Below are 15,896 nucleotides of genomic sequence, written 5' to 3' on the forward strand. Positions count from 1 at the left end.
AAATAAACATTATGATCATTTAAAATGATCATAAGTGACAAGAAGCGTCAATCTTGACGGTCTTGCCTTTACAATAAGGAGGAGCGGTAGTGGACTTGAACGATTTGAATATTTTCCAGACTGTAGCTGCTCATGGCAGTGTCAGCAAGGCGGCAGCCGAGCTTAGTTATGTGCAGTCCAATGTGACGGCCAGAATCAAGCTGCTGGAAAAGGAGCTGCAAACGCCTTTATTTTATAGACATAAGCGGGGCATGATCCTCAATGCAGAGGGAAAGCGTCTGCTGCAATATACGAAAAGCATTTTGTCGCAATTTGAGGAGATGAAGCATGCGTTTCAAAGCACCTCCGCACCTTCGGGGGTACTGGAGATTGGCATTGTGGAGACGGTGGTTGCGCTGCCGTCCATTTTACATGCTTACTACAGTCACTATCCGGATGTGGAGTTGTCCCTCAAGGCCGGAGTGACCGAGCACCTTGTGCAGGAGGTTGCAGAAATGAAGCTCGATGGAGCCTTCGTGACCGGACCGGTGAAGCATCCTCTCATTGAACAGTTTGATGTCTTTCATGAAAAGCTGGTTCTCGTTTCCCAAGGGGCTAACTTTTCTGTAGAGGATATTACAACACGCCCGCTTCTTCTATACAAAAAAGGGTGCGGGTACCGGGAACGGCTGGAAACCTGGCTGAAGATGGAGGGGATGATCCCCAAACAGATTATGGAGTTTGGGACGTTTGAGACGATCATCGGCAGCGTAGCGGCCGGTATCGGAATGACCGTTTTCCCCGAGTCTTCGGTTAGCGGGCTGAAGGCTCAAGGACATGTGTACTGTCATGCGCTGCCGGAGCCGTATAATGAAGTAACAACGGTGTTTATCCGCCGCAAGGAAGCCTATGTGACCAACACCTTGCAGTCCTTTATGGATGAAATTATCGCTCAGACAGGGACATAGCTTTATCGCCTGGGCTCGGGTACAATGAAAGGGATTTGATCCCATGTTTTCTTCCTGAAGGAGGGGTATTATGTTCACAATATATCCGGCTGCATCTCGATTCAGCTTCGACAAGGGCTGGCTGCGAGGGAGCCACAGCTTCTCATTCGGGGAATATCAGGATGAGAGCAACACAGCGTTTGGCCCTATGCGCGTCTGTAATGACGATGTCATCACACCTGGACGGGGCTTTGGGGCTCATCCGCACAGTGATATGGAGATTGTCTCCATTGTGCTCTACGGGGAGCTGCGTCATGAGGACAACCGCGGACATGTGGCGGTGACCCGTTTTGGAGGTATTCAGCGAATGTCAGCGGGCAGCGGGATCGTCCATACGGAGCACAACGCTTCGCAAACAGAGGATGTCAGTCTGCTGCAATTGTGGTTTAGCCCGTACACAAGAGGGCTGGAGCCGTCCTATGAGGCTACAGCGTTCGATCCCGAGCGCTTGCACGGTCAGCTTCTGCCTGTTGTTGCCGGGAAGCGTGTTCCGGGGACGGAAGGTGAAATCGCTGCAATTCATCAGGATTTGACGATTTATTTAAGCAAGCTTCAGCCTGGAGAGCGTGTAGAATTCACACAGGCCGAGGGACGGCGCGTGTTCTTGTTCATCATTGAAGGCTCATTGGGTGTGAACGGTGAACATATCCTGCAAGGCCGCGATTCGGCCCGGATTGAGCAGGAGCCGAAGCTGTCGCTGCAGGCACAGGAGCCTGTGTTTTATATGCTAATTGATTTACCTTAAGAGGAGGTGCGCGCCATGGCACAGCAGGAAACTTGGCTAATCAAGCATGCTGTCACGGGTCGCAGCTTTGCTGACAGTCGCAAGCAGGTATTCGATTGTCGTCTGGAAACGACGGATGGCCTCTTTCGCTTCTCACTTCAAGAGCTGCCGCGTGAGACGGCGGAGGCGATTGTACGTTATAGCGGGGAGCTGAACGTATTTCGTTTTGTAACGCCGGAAGAACAATCCATTGTGAAGCATTGGTATTACGTCACCCCGGAAAGTGTAAAATATAATGATCAGACAGGTGAGCTTACGCTCGAAGCCGGTTCGGAGATTAAATACCACCCTGAGGAGTATTGGGGAGATTGATCATAATTTAATAAATGTTAAAGACTCTGCGTGAATGCAGGGTCTTTTTGTTATTGGTTCAATATATTGAGCTTGTTGGATACATAATCCTTTGCAGGCTGGCGCATCCTACATTTCATATTGCCTGTTCGGTTCATTCGTAGAGGGGGATCACAATGAAGAAAGGACATTTTCCCAAGTTGCCGAGATTACCGTGGAGCCGGCGGACGATTCGGGCAGCGGATCGTAAGACACAAAATACCAATGCTCTTAAAGGACTACCTGAACCACCCTGGCTGGAACAACCGCTGCGGAGCAGTCTGGAAGACAATCTGACTGCTTTGCGTGATATTTTCAAGGATTGCTCTGACATCACATATCGAGAGCTGATGATTTCCCCTGAACGCAAAGGGATGTTGGCTTATGTTGAAGGCACGGTGAAATCGGAGGATTTGCAGGATCATATCCTGCGGCCTTTCATTTTGGGCATGATGCTCAAGGACCCCGAAGTCAACGGTACATTGGACCCGCTGGATGAAACCCGGATTTCCATGTCACAGACCAAAACGATGGACCAATGGAAAATGGTCTCGGCGGCGATACTGGACGGCAATGCCGCCTTGATCGTAGATGGTACGCCTCGTGCATATATTTTCAGCGCCAAGGGAGGTGTCCGCCGTGGCGTGGAGGAACCGCAGACCGAAGCGGTTATTCGCGGACCGCGTGAAGGCTTCACCGAGACCATCCGCGTTAATACGGCTTTGCTGCGTTTCAAGCTGAAAACCTCCAAGCTCAAGATGCAAAGCATGACCATCGGGAAAGAAACCCAAACAAGCATCGTCCTTAGCTACATCGAGGGGATCATCGATCCGAAGCTGGTGGATGATGTAAAAAAAAGGCTCAGCGATATCAAAATTGATGGTGTGCTGGATACGGGATATATTGAGGAGCTGATTGAGGACCACCCGTATTCCCCGTTTCCGCAAATGGAATACACAGAACGCCCCGATACGGTCACCGCGGAATTACTGGAAGGCCGCTTTGCCATTCTTGTAGACGGTACGCCCTTTGCCCTAATTGGTCCAGCCACGATGTGGATGATGATGCAGGCGAGCGAAGACTATTACGAGCGTTTTTTCATCAGTAATATGATTCGCTGGATTCGCTTCCTTTTTCTCATCCTGGCTCTCTTTTTGCCTGCATTATATGTAGCGATCACGACCTACCATCAGGATATGCTGCCGACGACACTCATCTTGAGTATTGCCGCGGCACGTGAATCCATCCCTTTCCCTGCCCTGGTGGAAGCGTTGATGATGGAGATTTCCTTTGAGGCGTTACGGGAAGCAGGGATTCGTCTCCCCAAGACGGTAGGTCAGGCGGTCAGTATCCTTGGCGCGCTCGTGATCGGGCAGGCAGCTGTACAAGCAGGAATCGTATCGGCTCCCATCGTGATTGTTGTGTCTCTCACGGGGATTGCTTCGTTTACAATTCCGCGTTTTAACTTTGCCATTACGATCCGTCTGTTACGGTTCCCGATTATGCTAATGGCAGGTGTGTTCGGGCTGTTTGGAATCATCATCGCGGCCACGCTGATTGCTACACATTTAACCAAGCTAACGTCGTTTGGCGTGTCTTACATGAGTGGATACAGTCCATATAACCATAACGACCAAAAGGATATTGTTGTGCGTGCACCGTGGTGGAAAATGATCAAACGTCCTTCATGGATTGGCAGTGATAATAATAAACGAGAAAAAGAAAAGATGAATGGATCACCCGGAACCGAGGAGGGATGGTGATGAAGCCCAAAGGCTCTAATGCAGGGAAGATACGTAAAACGGCTTTGCTGAGCTGTCTGCTGCTTTGTTCTGTTCTTTTGGGTGGATGCTGGGATCGGCGTGAAGTGAACGATGTGGCCTTTGTAATGGGTACCGGGCTGGATAAAGAAGGGGATCAATACCGTGTGACGATGCAAATTGCTCTTCCCGGACAGCTCGGATCTTCGGGAAGCACAGGAGGCGGAGGAGGTACAAGAGGAAGCAAATCCTATTACCTGGTGTCCAAGGTAGGCCCGAGCTTTCGGGGAGCAAGCGCTGAGGAACAGCGGGAAGTTTCACGAACGCTGAATTTCTCCCATCGCCGGGTGCTGTTGTTTGGTGAGGCACTGGCACGGGAAGGGATCAGCAAAATGATGGACGTATTGGCGCGTATTCCGCAGAACCGTCTATCTTCTCTGGTTGTCATAACGAAGGGACCAGCCTTGGATATGCTTCAGGCGGATGCCCCGATCGAGTTATTTCCGGCAGAGATGGTGCGTGAGCTCAACTTTTCATATATGAAAAACCCCCGCTCCATCAAGCTGCTGATGAATTCAATCCTGATGGACGGCATGGACCCGGCTGTGCCAGTGATGTCCCTGGTGAAAAATGGTCCTGCCACTATAAAAGACAAGAAGACGAATATCCAGGTGGATGGGTTGGCTGTGTTTCACAAAGACAAACTAACCGGAATGATTGATAACCATCTGAGCCGGTTTCTGCTATTGGGCATGGGGCAGGTCAAGGACACGGAGATATTCATCCCCCCTCCTAAAGGCTCTGGTTATCTGTCTGTGCGCCTTATCGAAAATAATGTGCAAATCAAGCCTTATATTCGAGGAAATGATATTCGAATGACCGTTCAATTGAACTGCAACGGGAATGTAAGGGAGGATGAGACAACCTTCGATATATCTAATGGAGAAAATGTGAAGTGGCTGGAGCAGCAGGCTGCCCAGGAGATCAAGAAGGAACTGGGTGAGGTTGTTCGGCTTATTCAACAAAAGTATCATTCAGACGTACTTGGATTGGGAAGGGCGATCATTATGAGTCGTCCGGATGAATGGAAACGGATTAAATCTCAATGGGAGCAACTGTACCCCAAGGTGGAGGTCGTCATAAAACCGATCGTGCATATTGAGAATATCGGTGCGGTCACCAAACCATTCGGGATCAAAAAGGAGCAAATCCAAAATGAATAAAGTATTTCTGTTCCCCTTAGTGCTGGTTATGCTGCTTATGTATCTGAATGACCGCAAAAGTCTGAATTCCGCACCTGCCGTCAATCGCTGGATCTCACGTGTATTGTATGTCATTAGCATCGGCATCTGGCTTTACGGAACCTCGACGAAAAGTTCCGTTTATGTGGCCACATGGCTGAGCCATTTCATTAATATGTGGCTCCCTCCTGCGTTGTAACGAATCAGAATGCCTGTGGAAAAAGGAGGATCTCCTGTATGAAACAGTTCACAACCAGACAAATCGTGCTGCTTAGTATGTTGATGGAGGCCGGTATTAGCGGTATGCATGCTCCGACGCAGGCAGCAGATTACGCGCAGCAGCATGCCTATTGGACCTGCGCAATGGCCGCCATCGTAATATGCTTGCCGATCTGGGCCATGCTGAGGCTTAAGCGGCGTTTTCCGGATCAGGATCTGCTAGAGGCCATCGTTAGCTCTCACCCTGTGCTGGGGCGCATGCTGCTTGCGATGTATCTTATTTTATTTCTGATCCTTTTCGCCAGGGATTTGCGGATTATGACGGATCTGGTGGAGGTGACCCTTTTGCCGCTGACTCCGATTGTTGTGATATCCCTTATTTTGCTGCTGACCTTAACTTTCATGGCTAAGGGCGGTATAAGCACTATTGTGAGTATGGCGGAATTTACCGTACCTGCGTTGATTATGACACTATTGACTATGCCGCTTTTTTTCGGAGGCAATATAGATTTTTCAGCAATGAGGCCGTATTTACACCCGGATATAGGCGGAGTAGTCAAAGGCAGCTGGCGGATGCTTGGTTATATGGCAGACCTCATGATATTGCCCTTTATTATTTCTGGACGGAGCTACAATGCCCGCAGTGCGTGGCTTGGACATTTAGTCGGAACCGTTTTTATGATTATAGTCGTGCTGCTGGAGGAGCTGGTTATTGGTGTTCCAATCATGTCGCGGCTGTTTTATCCAACGTATGAACTGGGGCGTCAGTTGCAGTTAACTGACTTTCTGGATCGGTTCGACTTGTTTGTGGGTGCACTGACCGTACCAACCCTGCTTACGAAAATCGGGGTTGATCTGTACGTTGCCAGTTTGGCGGTAAAGCGCATGTTTGCCCATACACGGGGAGGCCTGATGGTTTGGCCCGTAGGCCTGTTGGGTTACGTCTGCTCCTTTATGCTGTTCTCTAATATCGTCCAAATTTATAATTTCAGCCGGGAATGGACCGTGGTGATGATTGTTTTCTTTGTTGTCATGCCCTTTGTGCTATGGCTGCTGCTCCGGCCCAAGCCTGAAGAGGTTAACGATGATTACAAGCCATCCGGAGAGGTTTCAGGCCGGCAGGAAGATCAGCAAGAAAGCCGGGAGGCAAGCAGGACAAGCTAGCTTATAAGTTTACTATATTCATTGGAAAAGTAATTCTTATTTGTCTTTCCGCCCTCTAATTGTATACTTGGTAGAAAGGAGCATGACTTCTACAAGGGAGGGAACAGGATGGCACAGCGCATGGCAGGTAAGAGAATCGCCCTTGCCGGTCCCCGTAAAGCAGATGAAATGGCATTGCTGGTTGCGAAAATGGGGGGCGAGCCCGTGCTGCGTCCGGCCCAGGGCACGGTTTTTCTCGATGATATTGAGCTGCGCAACGCGGTGGTATCGTGGGTGAAGCAACCGCCGGACTGGAACATTTTTACGACAGGTGTGGGACTGGACGCTTTGTTTGATATGGCAGAGGATATGGGCGTGGTAGAGCAGATTATGGAACTGCTGCATTCCTCGAAAATTGCGGCCCGTGGCTACAAGACAGTCAATGGACTTAAAAAGCGGGGCTTTACGCCGGATGTACGAGACGAGGATGGAAGCTTGACCGGGTTGATGAGAGCTTTTGCCCCGTATGATCTGAAGGGGAAGGAAGTGCTGCTGCAGCTGCACGGTGATCCGGCCCCGCGGTTGGTAGAGTGGCTGGATGAGCAAGGGGCAGTGATTCGGCAGGTGCTTCCTTATAAGCATATTCCACCTGAGGAAGCGAATTTGCAAGCATTGCTGGCGGATATTTTGAATCGCCATGTTGACGCAGTTACGTTTACCAGTGGCCCGCAAATCCGCTTTTTGTGTCAATATGCCAGAGCACAGAACCGTATGAACGATTTGCTAGAGGCATTCCGCCAGGATGTTATTGCCGTGTCAGTGGGCAAAGTGACCGCGCAATCCATGCTGGAGGAAGGAATCGAACGAATCGTTTTTCCGGTAGAAGAGCGTATGGGTGCAATGATGGTGGAACTGGGGAAATATTTTGAGCATAGCAGTTTGGCGCATGGCTTCGGTCTGGAAGTTGTGAATGGTCACTGAGTGTGAATGGTCATGATATGTGATCAAGCGTAAAATAAAGATAAGGGTCCCTGAGGCCTTTATCTTTTTTTGTTGAAGATGTATCGATAGTATTTTTTGTTATAGCGAAAATATTTATTTCATATAATGAATACGTTTTCGATGCATGATACTAAGGACAGGAGCTGAGCGTTTATGAATTCTATTTGTGTATTTGCCGGGTCCAGGCCTGGGCATTCATCGATATACCTTGAGGCAGCGGGCAAGCTAGGAGAGGCTATGGCCCGGCATCATGTCCGCCTGATCTATGGAGGCTCCAGCAGAGGGCTGATGGGTGAGGTGGCAAATGGAATGCTGGCGGGCGGCGGTCAGGTCACCGGCATTATGCCGACTCTGTTATTTGATGCGGAAATTATTCACCGCGGGATTAACGAATTCGTTGAGGTCGCCAATATGCATGAACGCAAAGCAGTGATGAGCGATATGGCCGATGCGTTTATTGCCCTTCCGGGCGGTTTGGGGACCTTTGAGGAGCTGTTCGAGGTGCTGTGCTGGGCGCAGATTGGCATTCACCGCAAGCCCATCGGTCTGCTGAATGTGAGCGGATATTTTGACCCGTTGGTGGAAATGGTGCGTCACAGTGTGAAAGAAGGCTTTGCCGGGGCTGAGCATCCAGCGCTGCTGAGCATCTCTGCAGACCCGGATGAATTGCTGCATATGCTGAAAAATAAGGCGGAGGACTTGAAATAAAGCGTTTTTTCGTGCTTGCACACTGATTAAGACAAGGTTATGATAAGACCCATAATCAAATAGCGGACAGACAAGGTGCCTTTGCGATTAGGTAAAGGGTAACAGGGAATCGGGTGCAAATCCCGAGCGGTCCCGCCACTGTAAGGCGGAGGATTTTTTCAAATCGTCACTCGTTAAGAACGGGGAAGGCGAAAAAATCCATCGATGCCAAGCCAGGAGACCTACCTTGATCTGTATGCACCGCTAACCTTCGCGGAGAGGATGGGTGTACGAGATCAGAGATCAGGCACACGTTGCTTTTTCCATGTTGGTTACCGTTTTGCGCAGGTATGAACGTTCAGATTCGTTGGCAGTGCAAAATGGACGGATGGAAAGCAGTGGCAGGATGGAAGGGGACCAAAATGTCTTCTTGCGCCTGGCTAGTCCGTCTGATGAGAAGATACGTACATAAGAACCCCATCCGGGCAGGATGGGGTTTTTTTGGGGTTGCGCTGATCTGATAGTTAACGTAACAGAAATACAATAGCTCAGATGCCTTGAAAAATAGATAGGAGGAACACGATGAGCCCATTAGGAAAATTGCTGGTGATCGGATTTGGACCGGGGGATATGGAGCATATCACCAAACGGGCGCTGGACGCGTTGGCCGAGAGCGAGGTCATCATCGGCTATAACACGTATGTGGATCTGATCCGTCCGTTGTTGAACGGCCAGGAGATTGTACGCACTGGAATGACAGAGGAAGTGAGTCGCGCACAGGAGGCGGTTCGACAGGCAGAGATGGGAAAAAAGGTAGCCGTTATTTCCAGTGGAGACGCAGGTGTATACGGTATGGCCGGGCTGGTGTATGAAGTGCTGATGCAAAAGGGCTGGCGCCGTGAGGACGGGGTTGAGGTAGAAATCGTGCCGGGAATCTCGGCTATTCAATCCTGCGCCTCGCTGCTCGGTGCGCCGGTTATGCATGATGCCTGCACGATCAGCCTGAGTGATCATCTGACCCCGTGGGAAACGATTGTGAAGCGTGTAGAAGCCGCAGCAGCAGCGGATTTTGTCATCGCATTATACAATCCGCGCAGTGGTCGGCGTACACGCCAAATCGTAGAAACGCAGTCCATTTTGCTGCGCCACCGTGATCCTCACACCCCGGTTGGGCTGGTTAAAAGTGCATATCGTGAGCGTCAGCAAGTTATCGTGACGACGCTGGAAGATATGCTGAACCATGACATCGGGATGCTGACGACCGTAATCATCGGCAATTCCTCGACGATGGTGTATGACGGCCTGATTGTAACGCCGCGCGGATATCAGCGCAAGTATACGCTGGATGCATCTGAACAGGCGCTCAAGCCGCATCAGCGGCTCCGTACGGAAGCGGAGCCATGGTCGCTCAGCGCGCAGGGGGACCGCCCGCTCGCTGCTGCACCGCAGGCAGGCGCAGCGCCAAGCATGCCCGCGCCTTCCGCGAGCGGAGCCGCGGCTACGGTTGCCACGCAGGCATGTCTGCAAGCGGGAGCTGCCGTGCCGACCGCGCCGTCTGCGGCGCAAGCCGGGTCGTCTCCGGCATCGCTGGCAGCCGAGGCCTTGGGCCGCCTCGCTGCGGGTGGCAGACTGCCGGGCGAAGCCAACGTCCGCTGGAGCGGGCAAGCACCCGCCGTGGGCGCCCATGGGGCGACAGCCGTGGCCGGAGCGGGGGCTGCGGCCGGGACAGCGACGGGCAGCTTTGGCAAGCCCGCGCTGTTCGAGGTGGGTGTTTCCCCTGGCGTGGGAAACAAGAAGTTCACCGCTCGCCAGATGGCGCTGCTCGCGGAAATCGCGGGTGATGATGGCGAGCTGGAGTATACGCCGGATCATCAGATCGTGCTGCGCGTACCGTGCGCAGACCCCGAGGAGCTGGTCGGACGGCTGCGGGATGAGCGATTGATTGTCATGCCCATTGGCGATGTGTTTAAGGTGAAGGCGTGCGACTTTTGCAACATGGAAAAGGATGACGCCGTACCTGTAGCTGAGCATTTGCAGGTCGTTCTTGGCGGGTTGCAGGCGCCTAAAGAAACGAGCATTGCTTTGAACGGCTGCGGTATGGCCTGCTATGGAGCGGTGCTGGAGGATATCGGTATCGTCTACCGCAAGGGAGGATACGATCTCTTCCTTGGCGGCAAAAAATTCGGGCGCAATGCTCATGCTGCTCAGCCTGTAGCGGAAGGGATTCCGGGGGAACAGATTACAGACATTGTCGAGAATATCATCGCTGAGTACAAGGAAAAAGGGCATCCGAACGAGCGTTTTCATAAATTTTTCAAACGTGTAGGTGTTGTTGCCGGTTATCGGCATGAGGATGCACCTGCAGGGGTAGAAGTGAATGCGGTTTGTGGTGATTAATGGACCGGAAGCCTGATGAATCGGAAGCAAGCATATATATAAAATAGGGCGTTATGTAAGCTATCCCTATCATGAGGAGGAAAAAACAGCAGTGGATGCAATATTATTGGTTGGACATGGAAGCCGGGACCCGGAGGGGAACGAGGAGCTGTTGGAATTTGCGCAGGCGGTAGCAGCTCGCGTACCGGGGACGTGTGTAGAAACCTGTTTTCTGGAGCTGGCACGTCCGAGTATTGCCGAAGGGGTACAGGCGTGTGTGGAGAAAGGTGCGACACGTGTCGTCCTTGTGCCGATTATTTTGTTCGCAGCAGTGCACGCCAAAATTGATATTCCGATGGCAATTGACCGAGCGAAAGCGAAATATCCGCAAGTGGAATTTGTATATGGACGTCCGATTGGTGTTCACGAAAAAATCGTTAGCATCCTGCTAAGCCGCTTGAAGGAAGCTCGTCCGGTTGCAGTTCCGGCGGGAATGAATAGCGCTGTGGAAGTACCCGGTGAGGTAACGGACCAGGAAACGGCGGTGCTCGTATTGGGACGCGGGAGCAGTGATCCCGATGCCAACAGCGATTTCTTCAAAATCTGCCGCATGCTGTGGGAGAAGCTTCCTTATACTTGGGTCGAGAGCTGCTTTATCGGTGTGACGCAGCCTTCTTTCCCGGATGGCTTGGAACGTTGTGTACGATTGGGAGCCAAAAAAATTATCGTACTTCCATATTTTCTGTTCACAGGCGTGCTGATCAAACGTATTGGAGAAATGACCGAGGAATTCGCAGAAGCCCACCCTGAACTGCAGGTTGAAATCGGGGGCTATTTTGGTTTCCATCCGCAAATGATCGAACTGGTCCTGGAGCGCGCCAATGAAGTCTTGTTCGGCAAAGTGACAGCCAATTGCGATAACTGTCAGTTCCGCTTGGAGGCGCAGGAGCATCACCACCATCACCACCACGATCACCACCACGAACACGATCACCACCACGATCACCATCATGACCACGGACATGATCACCATCACCATCATGATCATCATGAGCATAACCACGGGCACGATCATCATCATGAGGAGCATTCACATGATCATATGCACTCCCATGATCACGTGCACGAGCATGATCATGCACACGGTCAGGATGCCCATGCTCACCACCACGATCAATCACATACGCTATCCGTGGTAGACGGAAACGGGATTTCTGGCAGCGGGCAGGTGAAGGGCTCATGATTTTCATGCTATGCGGAACGAGCGATGCGCGGGAGTTAGCCCTGCAAATCCGTGCGGGCGGATTTAACGTATTGACCTCTGTCGTAACAGAAAGCGCAGCGGCGAGCCTGTCCGAAGCGGGGCTGGGCGTACGTACAGGCCGGTTGACAGCCGATGAAATGGCAGCAGTGGTTCGGGAACTGGGAGTACAAGCCATCGTCGATGCCAGTCATCCCTTTGCAGAAGAAGCACATGCGAACGCTATGGCAGCCGCTCGCGGGACTGGAGTGCCTTATATTCGCTACGAGCGGGCGGGGCTGGTGTACGACAATCATCCGCTGCTACACATCGTACCGTCCTATGAGGAAGCTGCATTGAAAGCGAAGCAGCTCAAAGGCTCCGTCATGCTTACAACAGGTGGCAAGACGCTCGGCACGTTCACCAGTCATCTGCTTGGAGACCCGGATGTTCGTCTGGTCGCACGTATGCTTCCGCGCATGGATAACATGGAGAAATGCAGCGAACTGGGAATGGAGCAAAAAAACATTATCGCCATGCAGGGACCTTTTTCCCGCGAGATGAACGAGGCCTTGTACAAGCATTTTGCTACGACAGTGATGGTGACCAAAGAAAGCGGCCGTACAGGAGCTGTGGATGAAAAGGTTCAGTCTGCACTGGAACTGGGCATTCATGTTATTTTGATCTCCAGACCGGAAGTGGATTTTGGGACGGTATTTGATCATTTCGACGGAGTAATCGACGCTCTGCGTACAGTCCAGCAGGAGCTGGCGCTCTGAACCATGAGGTTACGGCTCTATGAGAAGCTGGTCGATCCCGGTCAATCCAATGAACCCGGGGCTATTTCTAGCGTGTATTTAAAATATAGTCATCTTGAAATACGCACTTTCCATAACGTCATTTGACTGTGTAGCGGCGCTATAGAAAACGCTTGAGCTTGATTCATATACACTAATTTCTCTAATTTTCCGTAAGGGAGCGTTCATGAAGATGGATTTTAAAACTGATTTTAAACCGTTAACGGTACAACCGCAGGAAATTGAGGGCAAAAGTTTTCAGATGATCACGGAAGAGCTGGGAGAGCATCCTTTTACAGCAGAGCAATATCCGGTTGTACAGCGCGTTATCCACGCATCCGCTGATTTTGAGCTGGGCCGCAGCATGGTGTTTCATCCAAAAGCGATTGAAGCGGGGATTGCAGCCATTCGTGCAGGCCAGCAGGTCGTTGCCGATGTGCAAATGATCCAGGCGGGGGTTAGCAAGGATCGTATTCGTCAGTTCGGCGGAGATGTGCATGTGTATATTTCCGATCCGGATGTCATAGAAGAAGCCAAAAGGCTGAATACGACACGCGCCATTATTTCAATGCGCAAAGCGATTCAGGCCGGGGAAGGCGGTATCTATGCGATTGGTAATGCACCGACAGCACTGCTGGAACTGATTCGATTGGTGAAGGAAGGAGCGGCCAAGCCCGGACTGGTCATCGGGATGCCTGTGGGCTTTGTGTCTGCGGCAGAGTCAAAGGATGAGCTGCGCAAACTTGATATTCCGTTCATTACGAATATAGGGCGCAAGGGCGGCAGTACGATTGTTGTAGCGGCATTGAATGCAATCTCCTTAATGGCTGTCCGCTAGCTGCGGTTGTCTGTTTGCTGTATCATGAAATGAATTGGAGCATGATCAGCAAAAGAGGTAAGGAGAGGAATAGATATGGAAAAGGAAGCGGCGTCCGCTGACAGACCCAAACGAATGAAAAGCGGAGAAGCTCCCGCGCCGGACAAGCCGATGCGGTCCGGCTTTACGACCGGAGCCTGTGCAGCCGCAGTGGCCAAAGGAGCGGTGCAAATGCTCATCACGGGCATTCCGTCGAAAGAAGCGGTGATATCGCTGCCAGCGGGTTTCGATCATGCGTTTGAGCTGATCGATCCTGTGCTGAACGCGGACGAAGCTTCCTGCACGACGATCAAGGACGGTGGAGATGACCCGGATGCCACGCATCAGGCGCGGATTACCGCATCGGTTAGCTGGCGCAAGGAGCCGGGCATTGAGCTGGATGGCGGCATCGGCGTGGGGCGCGTAACAAAGCCCGGTCTGCCTGTACCGGTCGGGGAAGCAGCGATCAATCCTGTGCCGCGCCGAATGATTACGGAGGCTGTCACAGGCGTGCTTGAAGAGCACGGATCGGCCAAAGGTGTTCGTGTCGTCATCAGCGTACCGGACGGCGAGGAAATTGCCAAGAAAACGCTGAATGGGCGGCTCGGCATTCTGGGCGGTATTTCCATATTGGGTACACGCGGTGTGGTGGTTCCATTTTCCACGTCGGCTTATAAAGCGAGTGTCGTACAGGCTATATCGGTTGCGAAAGCGATGAACTGCCAGGAAATGGTCCTGACCACAGGTGGCAGCAGTGAAAAATACGCCATGCAAATGTATAACCAATTGAGGGAAGAAGCCTTTATTCAGATGGGCGACTTTGTCGGCTTTGCGGTCAAGCATGGCAAACGACTGGGAATGAAGAAGATTATGATCGTGGGCATGCCCGGCAAGCTCTCCAAGGTCGCTCAAGGCGTCATGATGGTTCACTCCAAGAGTGCCCCGGTGGACTTTGACTTTTTGGCCAGGGTCGCGCGTGAAGCAGGGGTGGACGAATCGCTTGCCACGGCAGTGGCAGAGGCCAACACCGCGACACAGGTGGCCGATATGATGACCGAGGCGGGTGAGCTGGGCTTTTTTGAAAAGCTGTGCACTTATGGATGTCAGCATTGTCTGGAGCATGCAGGTGGCGGAATTGTCGTAGAAATGGTACTGGTAACATTGAAAGGGAACGTGCTTGGGAGGGCGAGAGTCAGTGAGTAGAGTGATCCGTGTTATTGGCATCGGTGAAAATGGAGCGGCAGGTCTGTCACAGGAGACGCTGGAGCGAATCGAGCGTGCGGACCTGCTGGTTGGCGGAGAGCGCCAGCTAGCCTTTTTCAAGACAGCCACAGGGGAAAAGCGAGCATTAAAGAGCGGCTTATCCGCCGTGGTGGAAGAACTGGGGCGTTTGCGCGAGGAGAAGGATATTGTCGTGCTCGCGTCAGGCGATCCGCTTTTTTTTGGCATCGCAGGGTATTTGTCTGCCAAGCTGGGGGCCGAGCATCTGGATATTTTGCCGCATCTCAGCTCGGTTCAGCTTGCGTTTGCCCGTCTGGGAGAAAGCTGGCAGGATGCAGTGCTGGAAAGCGTACACGGCCGTCCGATGACCGGATTGGCACAGCGGATCGACGGACAGAATAAGGTCGCTTTATTGACAGATGACCGAAATCACCCAGCGGTCGTGGCCGCGTATCTGCTGCATTTTGGCATGACAGAATACGATGCCTTTGTTGGCGAGCATTTGGGCGGACCGAATGAGACGTATCGGCATTATACCTTGGAGGAAATGGCGCAGTGCGAGTTCCAGCCGTTAAATGTGGTTATTTTGCGCCGCCGCAAAAATGCGGATGTACCAGCACCTCGTCGTGGATTTGGCTTTGACGACACGGAATTTCACCAACGCAAGCCGGAAAAAGGTCTGATCACGAAGCGCGAGGTGCGCGTATTCAGCTTGTCCGAGCTGCGCTTGACCGAGCGAAGCGTCGTATGGGACATCGGGGCAGGCTCCGGCTCTGTAGCTGTTGAGTGTGCCCGGCTGGCCAAGTACGGGCAAGTATTTGCGATTGAGAAAAATGAAGGCGATCTGGTGAATGTGGAGGCGAACAAAATCAAATTCCGCACCGATTTTCCGGTTATTCATGCCAAAGCGCCTGCTGGACTGGACGAGCTGCCAGACCCGGATGCGGTGTTTATCGGCGGGAGCGGAGGAGAACTGGCGGAGTTGATTCGGCTGTGTGCTTCCCGTCTGCGAACGGATGGACGAATTGTGGTCAACGCCGCCACCATTGAGACGCTGCATGATGGCATGAAGGCCATGCAAGCAGCGGGGCTGGAGACTTCGGTGACCCTGCTGCAAACGGCGCGCAGCAAGCCGATTTTGAATATGACGCGTTTTGACGGGCTAAATCCGATATACGTCATAACGGGTCAATTGTCAGGAAAAGAAATATAGCTGACGAACAGCATGGGAATAATCTGGTAAATCAAGAGGGG

16 protein-coding genes and 1 riboswitch are annotated in these 15,896 nt (G+C 52.0%); all 16 genes read left to right on the forward strand.

What is annotated here, in order from left to right; genetic code table 11:
- Nucleotides 1-89 precede the first annotated feature (89 nt).
- The 16 genes from JO375_RS07595 to cbiE all read left to right on the forward strand — a co-directional run bounded on the left by JO375_RS07595 (nt 90) and on the right by cbiE (nt 15,855).
- Complete coding sequence (locus tag JO375_RS07595; protein ID WP_229523885.1) at nt 90-947, forward strand: LysR family transcriptional regulator; 858 nt, start codon at nt 90-92, stop codon at nt 945-947.
- Nucleotides 948-1,017: 70 nt separating this feature from the next.
- On the forward strand, nt 1,018-1,731 hold the full coding sequence (locus tag JO375_RS07600) for a pirin family protein (protein WP_229523886.1): 714 nt from the start codon (nt 1,018-1,020) through the stop codon (nt 1,729-1,731).
- Between the two features lie 15 nt (nt 1,732-1,746).
- A complete protein-coding gene (locus tag JO375_RS07605; RefSeq protein WP_229523887.1) occupies nt 1,747-2,082 on the forward strand; it encodes a hypothetical protein in 336 nt (111 codons plus the stop codon).
- A 155-nt stretch (nt 2,083-2,237) separates the two neighbouring features.
- Nucleotides 2,238-3,863: a spore germination protein gene (locus tag JO375_RS07610; RefSeq protein ID WP_229523888.1), complete on the forward strand. Its 1,626-nt coding sequence runs from the start codon at nt 2,238-2,240 to the stop codon at nt 3,861-3,863.
- Nucleotides 3,863-5,083: a Ger(x)C family spore germination protein gene (locus JO375_RS07615; protein WP_229523889.1), complete on the forward strand. Its 1,221-nt coding sequence runs from the start codon at nt 3,863-3,865 to the stop codon at nt 5,081-5,083. The genes JO375_RS07610 and JO375_RS07615 overlap by 1 nt, the downstream gene beginning before the upstream one ends.
- The gene (locus JO375_RS07620) at nt 5,076-5,300 is read left to right on the forward strand and encodes a hypothetical protein (RefSeq protein WP_229523890.1); all 225 of its coding nucleotides are present in this window, start codon (nt 5,076-5,078) and stop codon (nt 5,298-5,300) included. Before JO375_RS07615 ends, JO375_RS07620 begins: the two co-directional genes overlap by 8 nt.
- A gap of 38 nt (nt 5,301-5,338) precedes the next feature.
- A complete protein-coding gene (locus JO375_RS07625) occupies nt 5,339-6,484 on the forward strand; it encodes a GerAB/ArcD/ProY family transporter (RefSeq protein ID WP_229523891.1) in 1,146 nt (381 codons plus the stop codon).
- Nucleotides 6,485-6,592: 108 nt separating this feature from the next.
- Complete coding sequence (locus JO375_RS07630) at nt 6,593-7,444, forward strand: uroporphyrinogen-III synthase (RefSeq protein WP_229523892.1); 852 nt, start codon at nt 6,593-6,595, stop codon at nt 7,442-7,444.
- Between the two features lie 174 nt (nt 7,445-7,618).
- Entirely contained in the window at nt 7,619-8,173 is a 555-nt protein-coding gene (locus JO375_RS07635; protein ID WP_229523893.1) for an LOG family protein, read from the forward strand.
- A gap of 57 nt (nt 8,174-8,230) precedes the next feature.
- A riboswitch (cobalamin riboswitch) is annotated at nt 8,231-8,416 on the forward strand.
- A gap of 22 nt (nt 8,417-8,438) precedes the next feature.
- The gene (locus JO375_RS07640; RefSeq protein ID WP_229523894.1) at nt 8,439-8,624 is read left to right on the forward strand and encodes a hypothetical protein; all 186 of its coding nucleotides are present in this window, start codon (nt 8,439-8,441) and stop codon (nt 8,622-8,624) included.
- A gap of 110 nt (nt 8,625-8,734) precedes the next feature.
- On the forward strand, nt 8,735-10,549 hold the full coding sequence (cobJ, locus tag JO375_RS07645; protein ID WP_229523895.1) for a precorrin-3B C(17)-methyltransferase: 1,815 nt from the start codon (nt 8,735-8,737) through the stop codon (nt 10,547-10,549).
- A gap of 91 nt (nt 10,550-10,640) precedes the next feature.
- Nucleotides 10,641-11,771 carry a sirohydrochlorin chelatase gene (locus JO375_RS07650; protein WP_229523896.1) on the forward strand — a complete coding sequence of 377 codons (1,131 nt, stop codon included), beginning with the start codon at nt 10,641-10,643 and terminating at the stop codon, nt 11,769-11,771.
- Nucleotides 11,768-12,547 carry a precorrin-6A reductase gene (gene cobK, locus JO375_RS07655; protein WP_229523897.1) on the forward strand — a complete coding sequence of 260 codons (780 nt, stop codon included), beginning with the start codon at nt 11,768-11,770 and terminating at the stop codon, nt 12,545-12,547. The genes JO375_RS07650 and cobK overlap by 4 nt, the downstream gene beginning before the upstream one ends.
- Nucleotides 12,548-12,758: 211 nt before the next feature.
- A complete protein-coding gene (locus JO375_RS07660) occupies nt 12,759-13,403 on the forward strand; it encodes a precorrin-8X methylmutase (RefSeq protein ID WP_229523898.1) in 645 nt (214 codons plus the stop codon).
- A 75-nt stretch (nt 13,404-13,478) separates the two neighbouring features.
- On the forward strand, nt 13,479-14,624 hold the full coding sequence (locus JO375_RS07665; protein ID WP_229523899.1) for a cobalt-precorrin-5B (C(1))-methyltransferase: 1,146 nt from the start codon (nt 13,479-13,481) through the stop codon (nt 14,622-14,624).
- Nucleotides 14,617-15,855 carry a precorrin-6y C5,15-methyltransferase (decarboxylating) subunit CbiE gene (gene cbiE, locus JO375_RS07670; RefSeq protein WP_229523900.1) on the forward strand — a complete coding sequence of 413 codons (1,239 nt, stop codon included), beginning with the start codon at nt 14,617-14,619 and terminating at the stop codon, nt 15,853-15,855. The genes JO375_RS07665 and cbiE overlap by 8 nt, the downstream gene beginning before the upstream one ends.
- Nucleotides 15,856-15,896: the final 41 nt, after the last annotated feature.

Origin of the sequence: Paenibacillus farraposensis, assembly GCF_020736845.1 — a bacterium.
Lineage (GTDB): Bacteria > Bacillota > Bacilli > Paenibacillales > Paenibacillaceae > Paenibacillus > Paenibacillus farraposensis.

Excerpts from the sequence above, each read along its gene's own strand:
- JO375_RS07665 (WP_229523899.1), top strand. The coding sequence starts at position 13,479 with ATGGAAAAGGAAGCGGCGTCCGCTGACAGACCCAAACGAATGAAAAGC.
- JO375_RS07615 (WP_229523889.1), top strand. The coding sequence starts at position 3,863 with ATGAAGCCCAAAGGCTCTAATGCAGGGAAGATACGTAAAACGGCTTTG.
- cobK (WP_229523897.1), top strand. The coding sequence starts at position 11,768 with ATGATTTTCATGCTATGCGGAACGAGCGATGCGCGGGAGTTAGCCCTG.
- cobJ (WP_229523895.1), top strand. The coding sequence starts at position 8,735 with ATGAGCCCATTAGGAAAATTGCTGGTGATCGGATTTGGACCGGGGGAT.
- JO375_RS07630 (WP_229523892.1), top strand. The coding sequence starts at position 6,593 with ATGGCACAGCGCATGGCAGGTAAGAGAATCGCCCTTGCCGGTCCCCGT.
- JO375_RS07635 (WP_229523893.1), top strand. The coding sequence starts at position 7,619 with ATGAATTCTATTTGTGTATTTGCCGGGTCCAGGCCTGGGCATTCATCG.
- JO375_RS07605 (WP_229523887.1), top strand. The coding sequence starts at position 1,747 with ATGGCACAGCAGGAAACTTGGCTAATCAAGCATGCTGTCACGGGTCGC.
- JO375_RS07625 (WP_229523891.1), top strand. The coding sequence starts at position 5,339 with ATGAAACAGTTCACAACCAGACAAATCGTGCTGCTTAGTATGTTGATG.
- JO375_RS07660 (WP_229523898.1), top strand. The coding sequence starts at position 12,759 with ATGGATTTTAAAACTGATTTTAAACCGTTAACGGTACAACCGCAGGAA.
- JO375_RS07610 (WP_229523888.1), top strand. The coding sequence starts at position 2,238 with ATGAAGAAAGGACATTTTCCCAAGTTGCCGAGATTACCGTGGAGCCGG.
- JO375_RS07600 (WP_229523886.1), top strand. The coding sequence starts at position 1,018 with ATGTTCACAATATATCCGGCTGCATCTCGATTCAGCTTCGACAAGGGC.
- JO375_RS07620 (WP_229523890.1), top strand. The coding sequence starts at position 5,076 with ATGAATAAAGTATTTCTGTTCCCCTTAGTGCTGGTTATGCTGCTTATG.